Below are 13523 nucleotides of genomic sequence, written 5' to 3' on the forward strand. Positions count from 1 at the left end.
CACCGTGAGCGAGGACCCGGAGCGTTGGGGCATCGTCGGCGGGAGCAGCGGTGGGAACTGCACGTTCACCGCGGCCTGGCACTACCCGGATCGCTTCCGACGGGCAGTGTGTTTCCTGTCGAGCTTCGCCCAGATGCCCGGCGGCAATCCTTACCCGTCCCTCATCCCCACGACGCCGCGCAAGCCCCTGCGGATCCTGCAGGCCGGTCACCGCGACCTGAACTGGAACGCGCCGGAGCGCAACTGGCTGGCGGAGAACCTGCGCGTCGCCGCTGCTCTCGCCGAGGCCGGCTACGACTTCCGGCTTGCGCTCGGCGACGGCGGACACAACCCGAACCACGCCGGTGTGCTGCTGCCGGACGCCCTGCGTTGGCTCTGGCGTCCTGCCAGCTCCGACTGACGCGGTCAGACCCGGCTATACCGGATCGATGAGGGTGTGGATGACGGCGGCGACTGCGCTCGTGTCGTGCCCCGTGGCGTCGTGGCGGGTGACGCGTTCCAGGGAGACGGTGCGAGGTTGCTCGCAGATCGCGTAGGACCCTGGCTCTACTTCGACGCGGGTCGGCCATGGCTTGTCGGTGGAGGTCATGGGGACCACGATCGCCAGGCGCATGGCCCGGTGCTGGCGTGCGTTGGACAGCACGAGGTGGGGTCGGTGCTTCGCCTGTTCGCGACCCACGGTGGGGTCCATGGACAACCAGATGACGTCACCGCGCTGGACGGTCACACGGTGGTCTCCTGGGCCCGGATGATCTGCTCCTCGGCGGCGTACTCACCCTCGGTAGGCCAGGCGCCCTCTTCTCGGGTCTGGGCCTCGTACTCGTCGGGATCGATCGCGTCCATCGCTTCCCAGAACTGGCGGCGCTCGTGCTCCTCGATGAGGGCGGCCACGGTCTCGTCAGCCGTCTTGAGTGGCTTGCCGTTGAACGTGACGCGTCCGAGCCGCTGCCTCGTGGCGCGCGCAATGGTGATGGTCGTTGTCTCGCTCATGAGATCTACAATGACACATTCCATGGCTCCTGGGAACCCGGACGCCAACGACGCTGACCCTGATCACGCGGCTCGTGGTGCTCGCATGACGAAGGCCCCCGAACCCGCACGATTCTGCGGTCGGGGGCCTTCAAGGTGCGGTAGCGGTGGGATTTGAACCCACGGTGGACTTTCACCCACACACGCTTTCGAGGCGTGCTCCTTAGGCCGCTCGGACACGCTACCTTCGCCCACCACATCAGCAGCGGGCCGTAGCAGAATACCCGGTCCGACCCCGGTTCCACGAATCGGTTACCCGACCGTGGCGAGCGTCTCACGTCGCACCCCGCCGTCCGGCAATCGAGCCCGCCGCGGTCGGCCGAAGCCGCAGCACACAGGGCCGGAGCAACGGCCACAGCAGCATCCGGTGCAGCTACCAATGCCCCCTCTCGCTCAGACCTACTTCGCTCGGGTCCTACGTCGCGAGCCCGGATCAGTACACGTACGGCCAGCCCGCCGAGTCGTAGCCGAGCAGGTTGATGCCCAGCCGGGACGCCCCGCTGTCGGTGTAGTAGTGGTAGAAGATCGCGTCGGCGTCGCTGTCGGGCAGCACCGCCTGGTGGCCCGGGCCGTGGATGCTCCCGTGGCCGGCCAGGATCTCGGTGCCGCCGCCTGAGGTCAGGGCGGTCCCCGCGCGGTCGACGTAGGGTCCGGTGACCGACGTCGACCGGCCCACCATCACGCGGTACGTGCTGTTCGCGCCCTGGCAGCAGGTGTCGAACGAGACGAACAGGTAGTAGTACCCGTTCCGGTAGTGGATGGTCGGCGCCTCGATGGCGCCGCCGCCCCGCCCGGCGATGCTCCGGAACGCCGTCCCCGACCGCTTGCCCGTCGCGGGGTCGAGGTCGATCATCTTGATGCCCGACCAGAACGAGCCGAAGCTCAGCCGCCAGCGTCCGGACTGGTCGATGACCAGGTTCGGGTCGATGGCGTTCCAGTTGTCCGACGTGTTGGACTCGATGACCAGGCCCTGGTTGGTCCACGACCCTTGCGCGCCCGTCGTGCTCGTGGCGAGGAAGATACCCGAGTGGTTTGAGCCGAACGTGGAGGCCGAGTAGTAGAGGTAGTAGCGGCCGTTGACGTAGGTGAGGTCCGGCGCCCAGAGATGGTTGCTGCCGTTCGTGTACGCGTGCGTCCACAAGGCGCCGTTCGGGAACACAGCCCCCGCGTCGTTCCACCGGGTGCGGTCCGTCGAGGTCTTCAGGGTGATCCCCTCGCCCGTGTGGGCGAGCAGGTAGGTGCCGCTCGGCGACTTGGCGACCTCCGGGTCGTGCACGCTGACGCTGCCCGTGACGACACCCGGGTTCGGGTAGTCGGCCAGGGCGGCGGGCACCGCCGCCGTGCCCGTCACGGCAGCGCCCGTTGCGGTGTCCAGCGCCGTGAGTTTGCCCGACGACGCCGGGGCGGCCGTCGCGGTCAGGTTGCCCGACGCCGCCGGGGTCACCGCGAGGCCCGCGACGACGAGCAGGGCCACCATCGCCCGCCGGCGCCGGGTCGGCCGGGTGCCGTGAGCGGCGAGAGGACCGCTAGTAGCGGAGGCCCTGCGGGCGCCGCTGGCGCCGCCAGGACCGCCGGCGCCGGAGATCCCGCGGGCGTCAAGAATGCTGCGGATGGATCGTGCTCGGAACTGGTGCATCGTTGCCTCCGTCCGGTACGCGCCGACCGCGAGGGGGCGCCCGGGTTGTGAGCGCTCACATCCCAGGCCGAACCACCGTCGCTCCGGCTTCTACAAGGTTGTAGAACAGTGTGGAGGTGGGCGAATTGGCACGTCAAGGGGCAGGCTGGAGCCGTGCCGCCGCGGCACCCGGCAGGCCTCGGGCCACGGTTCGCCAATGGGCTGTTCGGCGACGCGAATTGCGAGGTAGTGTGCCGACACCGCCGACGGGAGGACACCGATGCCCGCGCCCACGCTCTTCGACTACTCGGACCACAGTCCGTACTCGAACCCCGGAACCCACGCAGGATATTTCAGTGAGCTGAGCACCGACCCGGAAGACCTGCACCGGTTCGTCTGCTCCGCCGTCGTGCACTACCGGGCCGGTGGCCCGCAACTCACCGAGGCGCAGAAGACCGACCCGGACCGGCGCTGGCTGACCTCGATCCTGGACGCCGCGGAGATGCGGGCGCCGCTCGACGGGCCGCGCACGCGGGCGCAGCAGGTGGCGGGCTGCTGCCGCGACCACACCCTCCTCGCGCTCGGCGTGCTGCGCACGCACGGCGTCCCCGCGCGGTCCCGGATCGGCTTCGCCACGTACTTCACGCCGGGCTGGAACGCCGACCACGTGGTCGGCGAGCGCTGGGACGGCGACCGCTGGGTGCGGTTCGACTCGGAGCTCGACCAGAAGGACTTCGACTTCGACGTGCACGACCTGCCCACCGGGCCGGGGTCACCGTTCGTCACGGCCGCCGAGGCGTGGCTCGCGATCCGTGCGGGCACGGCCGACCCGGCGACCTTCGGCGTCGGGCCGGACCTGCCCGACCTGAGCGGCAAGGACTTCGTGCGCTACTACGTGCTGTACGAGGTGGCGCACCGGCACCGCGACGAGCTGCTGCTCTGGGACCTGTGGGGGCCTGAGCTGGGCACGCGGTACGTCCGCGAGGCCGCCGGCGGCCAGGCGGCGGCCTGGGTCCGGGACGCCGGCCTGCCGGGCGCCGACATGTCCGACGCCGAGTTCGACGCCGTCGCCGACGAGCTCGCCTACCTGCTCGTCGCCGCCGACGCCGGGGACGACGAGGCGGCTGACCAGCTCGCGGAGCTCTACCGCGAGGACGTGCGGCTGCACCCGGGCGAGCGCGTGCTGACGCTCTCGCCCACGGGCCACGAGGGCGTGACGGACCTCTCGGCCCACTGAGGACTCGCCCACTGAGGACTCGCAGTCCGCTGGGAGCTCGCGGCCCGCCGTCGGCCCCGAGCTGAGGCCCGAAGGGTCAGAGGCGCCGCGCCAGCTCCTCCAGGACGTCGCTCGTGCCGCCGTCGATCTTCACGGTCGCGTACTTGTCACCCCGGGTGATGCCGCGGTTCACGATCACCACCGGCTTGCCGGCGTCGGCCGCGTGCCGCACGAACCGCAGGCCGCTCATCACCGTCAGCGAGGAGCCGGCGACGAGCAGTGCGTCGGCGGAGTCGACCAGCGCGAACGCCCGCTCCACCCGCTCACGCGGCACGTTCTCGCCGAAGTAGACGATCTCCGGCTTGAGCACGCCCCCGCAGAACTCGCACGGCGCCGGCCGAAAGTGCGCGGTGGACTCGATGACGGCATCGGCGTCGGGCGCTATCTCGATGTCCGCGACGTCGCCGACGGACTCGAGGAAGCCCGGGTTGAGCGCGTCGAGCCGCTCGGCGAGGTGCGCGCGGGAGATCACCCGGCCGCAGGACAGGCAGATCACGCGGTCGTAGCGGCCGTGCAGGTCGATGACGTTCCGGGAGCCGGCGTCCTCGTGCAGCAGGTCCACGTTCTGGGTGATGATCCCCGCGAGGATGCTGCGCTCCTCGAGCCGGACGAGCGCGCGGTGCCCCCGGTTCGGCTCGGTGCGGTGCACGTGCTTCCAGCCCACGTGGTTGCGGGCCCAGTAGTGCCTGCGGAACTCCTCGTCCCCCACGAACTGCTGGTAGGTCATCGGGCTGCGCGGCGGGGAGTCGGGGCCGCGGTAGTCGGGGATGCCGGAGTCGGTCGAGATCCCGGCGCCCGTGAGCGCGGTGATCCGCTGGTTGGTGAGCACGGCGACGGCGTCGTCCACGGTGGTGCGGGCGACCTCGACGGGTTCGGGCTGCCAGGTGGTGGGTCGAGCTTGAGGGAACACCCTACGAGGGTATGCCGCGAGCAGCCCGCCGTCGCCGGTGTGTGTTCCGTTTCGCACTGCGGCGCATCCCGCTAACCTGGGGTTTCTTTGGACCGGAGCGTGAGGGGACGGCGTGGGCGACTCGGCTATCTCAAGGATCGACAGCACCCTGGCGCGCGACGACTTCGGCTGGTCCGTGACGCTGGTCGGCGAGGACCAGTCGGACAAGCTCGCGACCCTCGCCCAGTACCTCGACGACGGCCACTCGACCTCCGGCGACGGCAAGCGCGTCCCGTCCGGGTACGCCTACTGGGGCATCGGCCCCACGATCGCCTGGTCCAACGCCTCGAACGACCCGACCTACATGGTGATCAAGGTCGGCACCGAGATGTTCCGCAGGCAGTGGCGCAGCATCTCCCCGCTGGTCACGGACGAGTGCGTGCACCTGGTCAGCCTCGGCGTCGGGACCGGCGCCAAGGACGGGATGTTCCTGGAGACGATGCGGCAGGCCCACCCGTCGATGCTCTACATCCCCGTCGACATGAGCGCAGAGATGCTCCGGACCGGCTCCCGCACCGCGGTCCGGGAGGCGCACTTTCCGCTGGACCGCTCCCTGGGCCTGCAGATCGACCTCTCCCTCGACGGCAACCTCGAGGAGCTCAAGCAGTTCCTCGACCGCCTCGTGGGCGACGAGTCGATCCTCTACTCGCTCGTCGGCAACACGGTGGCCAACTTCGACGACGACGGCGAGTTCCTCAACGGCATCGCGCGGGTGCTCCGCCCGCAGGACCGGATGCTCGTCGAGTTCGCCACCACGGAGCACCTGACCGACGAGGCCGTGCGCGCCGCGGAGGCCGAGTACCGCCAGACCCGCGGGTTCGTGGAGTTCGTCGCGAGCGCCGTCCGCTACAACACCGACCTCAAGATCGACCTCGAGCAGATCCGGTTCGCCGGGTCGGTCGAGGACGAGAGCATCCTCCTGAAGGTCTACTGGCAGAACGTGAGCAGCGAGACCATCCGGATGCTCATCCCGGGCAGCCGCCCGATCGAGCTCAAGCCGCAGGACACCATCCGGCTGTACACGACCCGCAAGTACACGACCGAGCGGATCGACCGGCTCGTCTCCGACGCCGGCCTGCGGACCACCCACGTGCAGCGCGAACGCTTCCGGCACACGCAGCGGCCCAGCCCGTTCGGCCTCGAGCTGCGCCTCATGGCGCACGACGACAACGTGCGCACCCCGCTGCCCGCGTTCGACGTGTGGAAGTGATGCGCGCACGGCTGCGCCGGCTGCGGCGACGGATCGCGGCGGCGTGGTCCAACCGCCGCTGGGCCCGACGGCGGCGCGTCGCCGTCGCCGTGGTCACCTACACCCTCCTGGCCGTCGCGTTCGTGCTCGGCATCCTGTGGATCCTCGGCATCGGTCCGGAGTGGGAGCCCTGGGTCAACTCCCTGACGCTGCTCGCGGGTGTCACCGGGCTCGTCGTGGAGCGCCAGAACGCCGAGACGGAGCGCCGCTCGGAGCTGGTCGCCTCGGTGATCGGCGAGCTGCAGCAGAACCGCGCCATCGTCGACGGCCGCCTCGCCGGGCTGCGAACCGGGGGCGAGCGCGCCCTCTCGGTCAGCCCGCGGCTGGCGCTGTCGGCGGTCGACGCCGCGCTCGCCTCCGGCGTCCTGAGCCGGGCACCCGACAGTGCCCTGGTGGAGAAGCTGCACCGCTGGCGGGAGCGGGTCCAGGGGTACAACTGGCGCCGGGACCTCACGGAGTTCGAGCTCATGCTCATGAAGTACCAGGACGGCGAGGGCGTGGGGGCCTCGATGTCGAGCCTGGCGAACGAGCGGCTCTACCTGCTGCGCCTGCGCACGCTGCTGGACCAGCTCCACTCGACGCTGCCGGAGGTCTAGCGGCGTGATTCAACCCCGCCGGGCCTCGAAGAACTCCCGAAGCAGGGCCCCGCACTCGTCCTCGCGAACACCGCCGAGCACCTCGACCTCGTGCAGCGCACGCTGGTCGCGCACCAGGTCCCACACCGAACCCGTGGCCCCGGCCTTCGGGTCCCACGCGCCGAGCACCAGCCGCCGCACCCGCGCCTGCACGAGCGCGCCCGCGCACATCGGGCACGGTTCCAGGGTCACCACGAGCGTGCAGCCGGACAGCCGCCACTCGCCGCGCGCGGCGGCGGCGGCCCGCATCGCGAGCACCTCGGCATGGGCGGTCGGGTCACCCGTCGCCTCCCGCTCGTTGTGGCCGACGCCGATCGGCCGCCCGGCCTCGTCGAGCACCAGGGCGCCGACCGGCACGTCGCCGGTGTCGAGGGCACGCCGGGCCTCGTCGAGCGCGGCCCGCATCCAGGCCTCCCAGTACGCACGGCGTTCGGCGGCGCTCATGCTCGTTGTGTCGGACACACAGGTCACCCTAGTGATCCGTGTGTCCGACAACCTGGTGAGCGGTGGTCGGCGGGTAGCGTTGGCTCCATGCGCCTTCATGTCGTCGATCACCCCCTGGTCGCCCACAAGCTGACCATCCTGCGGGACGAGACCACGGACTCCCCCACCTTCCGGCTGCTCGTCGACGAGCTCGTCACGCTGCTGGCCTACGAGGCCACCCGCGAGATGGCGACCGAGCCGCACGAGGTGACGACGCCGATCACCACGATGACGGGCACCCGCCTCGCGTCGCCGCCGCCGCTCGTCGTGCCGATCCTGCGCGCGGGCCTCGGCATGCTGGACGGCATGAGCCGCCTGCTGCCGACCGCCGAGGTCGGGTTCCTCGGCCTCGTCCGCGACGAGGAGACATTCAAGGCCGTCACGTACGCGAACCGCCTGCCCGACGACCTCACCGGCCGGCACGTGTTCCTCATCGACCCCATGCTCGCCACGGGCGGCACGCTGGTCGCCGCCATCGACTACGTGCTGGAGCGCGGCGCCCGCGAGGTGACGGCGGTCTGCCTGCTGGCAGCCCCTGAGGGCATCCAGGTGCTCGAGGAGCACGTGGGCGACCGCGCGAACCTGTCCGTCGTGGTCGCGGCCGTGGACGAGCGGCTCAACGAGAAGGCGTACATCGTGCCCGGCCTGGGCGATGCCGGGGACCGGCTGTACGGGGTCGTCTGATCCGGTGCGCTGAGTCCGGACGACGGTGCTGTCGTCTGACCCGGCCGCCCCGCTACCGACGGCCGGCGCTACGCCTGGGTGTTCGGGTCGTCCGGGTCGTCGCAGGACTCCTCGGGCCGCTGCCACGGCAGCAGCCAGGAGGCGAACGTCGACGCCACCGACGGCTCCGGCGTCGGCTCGCACTCCTGCCCCTCGTCCTCCTCGACCCCGCAGATCTCCTTGGCGACCGGGAACGAGGCCTCCACGGTGTCCGCGCGGCCTTCCAGCACGCGCGTCAGCTGCACAGTGACCTCGCCCGCGGGGCTGGCCGGGAACGGACGCGTGAGCACGAGCGTGGTCGTGCCGGCCCCGACCGTCTGCCCCGGGCCCTTCTCGCCGGTGCTCGTGTAGATCAGCGCGCCGGTCCAGTCCCGGCCGGTCCGGTTCTCGACGGCCGCGGTGAGCTGCACGGTGTTGTCGACGCACGTGGCCGCCGTGGTCACCGAGACTTGCTCCTCGGGCCAGGTGAGCTGGGCGCAGGACTCGAACCGCACGTCCAGCACCGCCAGCTCCTTGTCAGCCGCCGTCAGGGCCACGGTGTCGGTGCCCCAGACCACCGGGAACTGGATCAGCGCGGACTCCCCGGCCGGGACAGTCCTCGTCACACCGCCCACGTGGAACTTGACGGGCAGAGTCGAGGCCGTGTTGTCCGCCATCACCCCGAACGTCTGCACCGAGTGGTCCTGCTCGGCGTCGAACACGCAGTCCGCCGACATCGTCGTGGGACCCTTCGCCGGCTGGATCACCGCGGCGTTGTAGGACGCGGTCGGGTTGGCGTCCGGCACGATCTCGCGGTCGGGCAGATCGTCGTCGACGGGGTCCACCCCATCCCGCGAGAGGTGGAAGGTGGCGTTGCCGGCGGGCACCTGCGTGCGGTTCGTGTCCACCGTGAAGTCCGCGGAACCACCGGCCGCCACCACGCGGCTCACGGACTTGAGGGTGCCGTCACCCATCGGCACGGACATCATGGCGGTCAGCGACTCGTCCGTCTGGTTGGTGAGCGTGCCCTCGATCGCGACCGTGCCGCCCATGTTGAAGGTTCGCGCGCTCGTGGCGGTGGTCCACGACGGCCTGTAGCAGCCCATCCGCCCGTGCTCGCCTGCGGGGACGCGCGTCTCGTATTCGCGGCCGTCCACGTCGGTGGCCAGGACGAAGACCGCCTGTCCCGCAGGCACGCGCAGGCCGTCGTTGACCATGAGCGTGGTGGACTGGCCGGGCAGGAGGTCGCCGGACGACGCCCGGCCCCCCGCCGCCTCGAGCCCGACGCGCACCGTGCGCTGGGTCGTGTTGGTGTAGGTGCCGGTCACGGCGGCGTCGGCCTTGTTGACGCCACCCTCGGCGAGACACTCCGCCGCGACGCTGCCCACGCCGGCGTCGGCGTTGGCCCAGGCCGACGTCGCGACCAGCGTGGCGTAGGCCGGGTACGCGGATCCTTCGAGGACCGGGCGCACGCTCGCGGTGCCGAGCACAGCGGCCTCGGCCGACGACGGCGCGGCCGTGGTGATGCTGAGCGGCACGTCGACCGTGCCGCCCGGGTCGAGCTGCACGGCCGCCGCATCCGTCCCGGCGTGCGGGGTGCAGAGCCAGACGTTCAGCACCTCGCCCGGCGCGCAGGACAGGGCGGGCTGGGTGGAGGCGGGCGTGACGCCGTCGGGCAGGCTCACCGCGACGGACCAGGTGCCGGCCGCCACCGCGCGGTCGCCCGTGCTGACGACGCGGACCGGCAGCGACGCGCTGCCGGGGCTGGAGAGCGAGACGTCCTCGGTCTGCGCGGACAGCTCGGGGCCGAACGGCGCGACGGTGCGGGCGGGCAGGTCGGCGGCGAAGCGCTCGACGCCGTCGGCCCAGAGCTCCGCGCCGACCGGGTAGTCGCCGCCGGAGTTGGCCTGCACCGGCACCACTACCTCGTGCTTCGCCCCCGGCGCCAGCTCGCCGAGCGAGCAGATCAGGACGTTCTCCCGCTCGGTCGGCGTGCACTCGGCGGGCCCGACGGCGGGCATCGAACCCGTCGAGGCCGAGGTGCTGGGCGACGAGCTCGGCTCGGCCTGCGTCTCGCCGTCCGACGCGGTGTCGGAGGTGTCGGCGCCCGTGCTCGTGCCCTCGGTTGCGGCCTCGTTCGTGCCGGAGGCGGAGGCCGACGACGACGGCGTGGCCCCAGGGGTCGGCGTCGGCGTGGTGCCGTCGTCTGCACCCTCCGTGCTCGACGCCAGACGGTTCGACACCAGGCGGCCGCCGACTCCCGTGCCGAAGGGCCCGTCCTGCTCCGCGACGGTGAGCCCGTTCGGGAGCGTGATCTCGAGCTGGGTACCCGTGGCCCCGGTCGTGCCGGTGTTCTCCACCGTGAGCGACAGATCCTGGGCCTGCCGGGGCAGCAGCGGCTGCGAGGCGTCGGTGTAGTCGACGACGAGGTACGTCTTCCCGCTGGGCTCGACGTCGGTCGGCAGGACCGGCTCGTCCTGGATCTCCTCGGTGGTGGCGCCCGGCGGCAGCTCGCGGCCCTCGCTCGTGGCGATCACCGTGTCGGTCGGCAGGCCGGGGCCGTCGGTCGGCCCGGCGATCTGCAGCGCCGCGACCACGCCGACCGCCGCGACGGCGATCGCGCCCGCGGCCATGCTGCCGCCCGTCGCGGCGGCGGCCGCTGAGGCGAAGGCACCAGCGGTCGCCGAGACCGCCGACGACATCGCCCCGGAGAACGTTCCGGTCGACGCGGCCCCGACCCCCACCGTCGGCGCACCGCCGACGGCGGCGCCGGCGCCGGCCTTGGCGGCGACGGCCAGGCCGCCGATCGGCGCACCGGCGCCCACCAGGGCCAGCCCGCCCGCGCCGAGCACCAGCGGGGCGATCACGGTCTTCATGCCGTGCGCGACGTCGTGGAGCTCCAGCACCAGGGCGCTGCACGTGCCGCAGGTGGCGAGGTGGCTGTCGATCTTCGCGGTCTCGCGCTTGGACAGGCTGTCGCGCACGTACCCGCCCAGCAGCGGGTTCACGGTCCGGCACGTGTCCGACGGCGCGTGGGTCAGGTGCTGCTGGAGGTATCCGGCCCGCAGCGCCTCCTTGGCCCGGTAGAGCAGCGCGGAGACGCCGTTCGGGCTGAGGCCCAGCACGGGCGCGACCTGGGCCGGCTTCAGGTCGTCGACCAGCACGTACCAGAGGACCTCGCGCCAGCGCTCCGGGAGGTTGAAGTAGGCCTTGGAGACCACGCTCTGCTCGAAGCCGGCCAGCGCCGGGTCCTCCTGGGAGGCGACCCGGCCCAGCACCGACTCGATCTCGTCGTCCGTACTGGGACGCGTGCGCGCGGCGCCGCGCGACACGTCGAACGACCGGTGGCGGACCATCGTGTACAGGTAGGTGCGGAACCCGGCGTCCGGCCCGGCCCCGCGGCGGAGCATCTCGAACAGCTTGCTGAAGGCGTCGCCGACCACGTCGTCGGCGTCGGCCGGCGAGACGTACTGCCGGGCGAGCGCCCGCGCCGCCCCGGCATGGCGCTCGTAGAGCACGCCAAAAGCGTCGCGGTCACCCGACCTGACCTGCAAGATCAGTTCCGCGTCGCTGGGGGTTCCCCCTGTGCTGCTCTCGACTTGCCTCACGTCTACCCGACTCTCGCGGTCGTCACGTCGGCCCCGGCCTGTCGCCGTCCTGCCCAAGACTATAGAGGCACGCCGCGGATTCAGGGGGTGGAAAATAAACATTCCGGGGTGAGGTTCGGGTGAAGTGCGGTACATCACCGCCGAAGGTGCGTCATGATGAGTGCCCGTGAGGGTCCTTTCATCATGAGCGAGTCACAGCAGGAGGTGCAGGTGCGTGTGCACGACCTGCGCGAGCGGTGGCGCGCTACGAGTCTGGCCTCGGTATGGATCCGGCCGAACGACTGGGAGCACCCGGCCGTAGAGGCACTGGCCGAGGCGCTGGCGGAAGGGCGGGGTGTCATCGCACCCGCTGAGCGACTGGGAGCGGCCCGGGCCAGCGTCGGCGCCGGCATCACCGAGGCGCTGGACGACGTCGCGTGCCTCTACGCCGCGTTCGGGCGCCCCACGGACGTCGGCGCGCTGCGCGCCGCCGCGATCGGCTGGGTCGGGGAGCGCGAGCGCGTGCCCTACCAGGTGGCCACGCGCGACCCCTCCACCGGCCTGCCCACCGGCGAGTACCTGGGCGAGCGGCTACGCGAGACCTACGGCACGGCGCAGCGCACCGGCACCGCCGCCGGTACCTCGCACTGCCTGCTCGTGCTCGACGTCGGCCTCGACAGCCTCGACACGTGGCAGCGCCTAGCGCGCTCCGCGGCCATCGGGCGCACCCTGCACCAGGTGTTCGGCGAGGGCCATCCCATGGCGGCCGTCGGCGACGGCACGTTCGTGGTGCTGTGCGAGCGCGGTCCGTCGACCGCGGAGCTCGGCCAGTCGCTGCGCCGCGTCGTCGAGCGCAACGCCGAGGTGCTCGGGCTCACCACAGAGGTGCGCCGCCCCACCCGCGTCTGGGTGGAGCGGCTGCCGAGTACGCACGCCGACGCGCTGCTGCTGCTGGACCACCTGGCCCGCTGAACAGCCCTGTGCCGCGCGGAGGACCGGTCCCGCGCGGCGCTTCCTTCCCGGAAAGGCCGCAGGATTCAGGGCGCCCGGAGGCTCAGCGCTCCTGGAAGGTGAGGCAGTCCGCGTGCCCGGGGTCCTCGGGACCGGAGCCCACCCGGATCGACGGGGCCCGGCATTCCAGATTCTCGTTGTGGATGCACTCGCCGCGCTGGCACGCGCCGACGTGCGCGATGACCTTCTCCAGGCCGCCCTTGGTGCCGAGCGGGATGAACGTGGCGCAGGAGGCGTCGCCCGTGTGCCCCGCGATGGTGACGGCGCCCGCGTGGCAGCCGTGGTCGTGGTTGTAGCCGCAGCCGTCGATCGAACACTCGACGACCTCCGGCATCTCCATCAGCGTGCTCATGGGTCTCTCCTCGCTCGCGCGTTCCTGGTCCGGAATAGCCCAAGCCTATTCCGGAATTGCAGAACGCGTAGACCAAGGAATGCCTTACCTACATTCTCTCGCATCTTCTCGATTAACGAAAGAATTGCATTTCGGAAATTGCCCGGTGGCCCGCGAGGATGCTCAGTCCTCGCGACGCGGCGCGGGCCGCCAGAGCACTACAGCACCCCCGCCGACGCTGCGGTGCTCCAGGTCCACCCGCACGGCGGCGCTCCGGACCCGCTGACCGCGCTGCACCACCACGACATCGCCGGCGGACGGGCCCGCCGCGAACACGCGGCTCTCCTCCTGGACCCGCATGAGCAGGTCACCGAGGCGCTCCTCCAGCACGGAGACGTGCGCCTCCAGGTCGAGGATGCGCTTGATGCCCGCCAGGTTGATGCCCTCGCCCTGCGCGAGCTGCTGCACCTGCAGCAGGCGCGCCACGTCCCTGCGCGAGTAGCGGCGGCCACGGCCGCGCGTGCGCCGGGGCACGACCAGCCCCAGGCGGTCGTACTGCCGCAGCGTCTGCGGGTGCATACCCGCGAGCTCGGCGGCCTTGGAGACGGTGAGCACGGGTGCGTCGTCGTCGACCATGTGCGCCCTCCCTGTCTCTC

General features: G+C 71.6%; 14 protein-coding genes and 1 tRNA gene. 6 read left to right on the plus strand and 9 right to left on the minus strand.

Translation table 11 applies throughout. The features are described 5' to 3' along the window. Window positions 1–4 precede the first annotated feature (4 nt). Window positions 5–400, plus strand: a complete 396-nt coding sequence (locus AC0QU1_RS24830) for an alpha/beta hydrolase (protein WP_483573251.1) — start codon at window positions 5–7, stop codon at window positions 398–400. Between the two features lie 15 nt (window positions 401–415). Here AC0QU1_RS24830 and AC0QU1_RS24835 read toward each other — a convergent pair whose 3' ends face one another. From AC0QU1_RS24835 to AC0QU1_RS24850, 4 genes are all read right to left on the minus strand, one after another. Then, window positions 416–727, minus strand: coding sequence for a type II toxin-antitoxin system PemK/MazF family toxin (locus AC0QU1_RS24835; protein ID WP_483573252.1), 312 nt, complete (start codon window positions 725–727; stop codon window positions 416–418). Next, window positions 724–990 carry a hypothetical protein gene (locus AC0QU1_RS24840; RefSeq protein WP_483573254.1) on the minus strand — a complete coding sequence of 89 codons (267 nt, stop codon included), beginning with the start codon at window positions 988–990 and terminating at the stop codon, window positions 724–726. The genes AC0QU1_RS24835 and AC0QU1_RS24840 overlap by 4 nt, the downstream gene beginning before the upstream one ends. A gap of 138 nt (window positions 991–1128) precedes the next feature. Further along, window positions 1129–1215: transfer RNA gene (locus AC0QU1_RS24845), tRNA-Ser, on the minus strand. 247 nt (window positions 1216–1462) lie between these two features. Next, on the minus strand, window positions 1463–2665 hold the full coding sequence (locus AC0QU1_RS24850; protein ID WP_483573256.1) for an arabinan endo-1,5-alpha-L-arabinosidase: 1203 nt from the start codon (window positions 2663–2665) through the stop codon (window positions 1463–1465). 259 nt (window positions 2666–2924) lie between these two features. On the opposite strand from AC0QU1_RS24850, the gene AC0QU1_RS24855 reads away from it, so the two are divergent. Beyond that, window positions 2925–3881, plus strand: coding sequence for a transglutaminase-like domain-containing protein (locus AC0QU1_RS24855; protein WP_483573258.1), 957 nt, complete (start codon window positions 2925–2927; stop codon window positions 3879–3881). Between the two features lie 76 nt (window positions 3882–3957). On the opposite strand, the gene AC0QU1_RS24860 is transcribed toward AC0QU1_RS24855, so the two are convergent. Further along, window positions 3958–4767, minus strand: coding sequence for an NAD-dependent protein deacetylase (locus AC0QU1_RS24860; protein WP_483576805.1), 810 nt, complete (start codon window positions 4765–4767; stop codon window positions 3958–3960). Window positions 4768–4942: 175 nt separating this feature from the next. Here AC0QU1_RS24860 and AC0QU1_RS24865 point away from each other — a divergent pair, with 175 nt between their 5' ends. Together AC0QU1_RS24865 and AC0QU1_RS24870 are read left to right on the plus strand one after the other, a co-directional pair. After that, window positions 4943–6079: an L-histidine N(alpha)-methyltransferase gene (locus tag AC0QU1_RS24865; RefSeq protein ID WP_483573259.1), complete on the plus strand. Its 1137-nt coding sequence runs from the start codon at window positions 4943–4945 to the stop codon at window positions 6077–6079. Further along, complete coding sequence (locus AC0QU1_RS24870; RefSeq protein WP_483573261.1) at window positions 6079–6714, plus strand: hypothetical protein; 636 nt, start codon at window positions 6079–6081, stop codon at window positions 6712–6714. The genes AC0QU1_RS24865 and AC0QU1_RS24870 overlap by 1 nt, the downstream gene beginning before the upstream one ends. A gap of 9 nt (window positions 6715–6723) precedes the next feature. On the opposite strand, the gene AC0QU1_RS24875 is transcribed toward AC0QU1_RS24870, so the two are convergent. Further along, entirely contained in the window at window positions 6724–7158 is a 435-nt protein-coding gene (locus tag AC0QU1_RS24875) for a nucleoside deaminase (protein WP_483576806.1), read from the minus strand. Window positions 7159–7284: 126 nt separating this feature from the next. Here AC0QU1_RS24875 and upp point away from each other — a divergent pair, with 126 nt between their 5' ends. After that, entirely contained in the window at window positions 7285–7920 is a 636-nt protein-coding gene (gene upp, locus AC0QU1_RS24880; protein ID WP_483573263.1) for a uracil phosphoribosyltransferase, read from the plus strand. A gap of 68 nt (window positions 7921–7988) precedes the next feature. Here the strand turns inward: upp and AC0QU1_RS24885 are convergent, their stop codons facing one another. Beyond that, complete coding sequence (locus AC0QU1_RS24885) at window positions 7989–11456, minus strand: sigma-70 family RNA polymerase sigma factor (protein WP_483573265.1); 3468 nt, start codon at window positions 11454–11456, stop codon at window positions 7989–7991. A 273-nt stretch (window positions 11457–11729) separates the two neighbouring features. Between AC0QU1_RS24885 and AC0QU1_RS24890 the strand changes: the two genes are divergently transcribed. Then, the gene (locus tag AC0QU1_RS24890) at window positions 11730–12497 is read left to right on the plus strand and encodes a hypothetical protein (protein WP_483573267.1); all 768 of its coding nucleotides are present in this window, start codon (window positions 11730–11732) and stop codon (window positions 12495–12497) included. Between the two features lie 82 nt (window positions 12498–12579). On the opposite strand, the gene AC0QU1_RS24895 is transcribed toward AC0QU1_RS24890, so the two are convergent. Continuing rightward, window positions 12580–12888 (minus strand): DUF1540 domain-containing protein, encoded by a 309-nt coding sequence (locus AC0QU1_RS24895; protein WP_483573269.1) that lies wholly within the window; start codon window positions 12886–12888, stop codon window positions 12580–12582. A 162-nt stretch (window positions 12889–13050) separates the two neighbouring features. Beyond that, complete coding sequence (locus AC0QU1_RS24900; RefSeq protein ID WP_483573271.1) at window positions 13051–13503, minus strand: heat shock protein transcriptional repressor HspR; 453 nt, start codon at window positions 13501–13503, stop codon at window positions 13051–13053. Window positions 13504–13523: the final 20 nt, after the last annotated feature.

It is taken from the genome of Promicromonospora noduliphila, assembly GCF_056951025.1.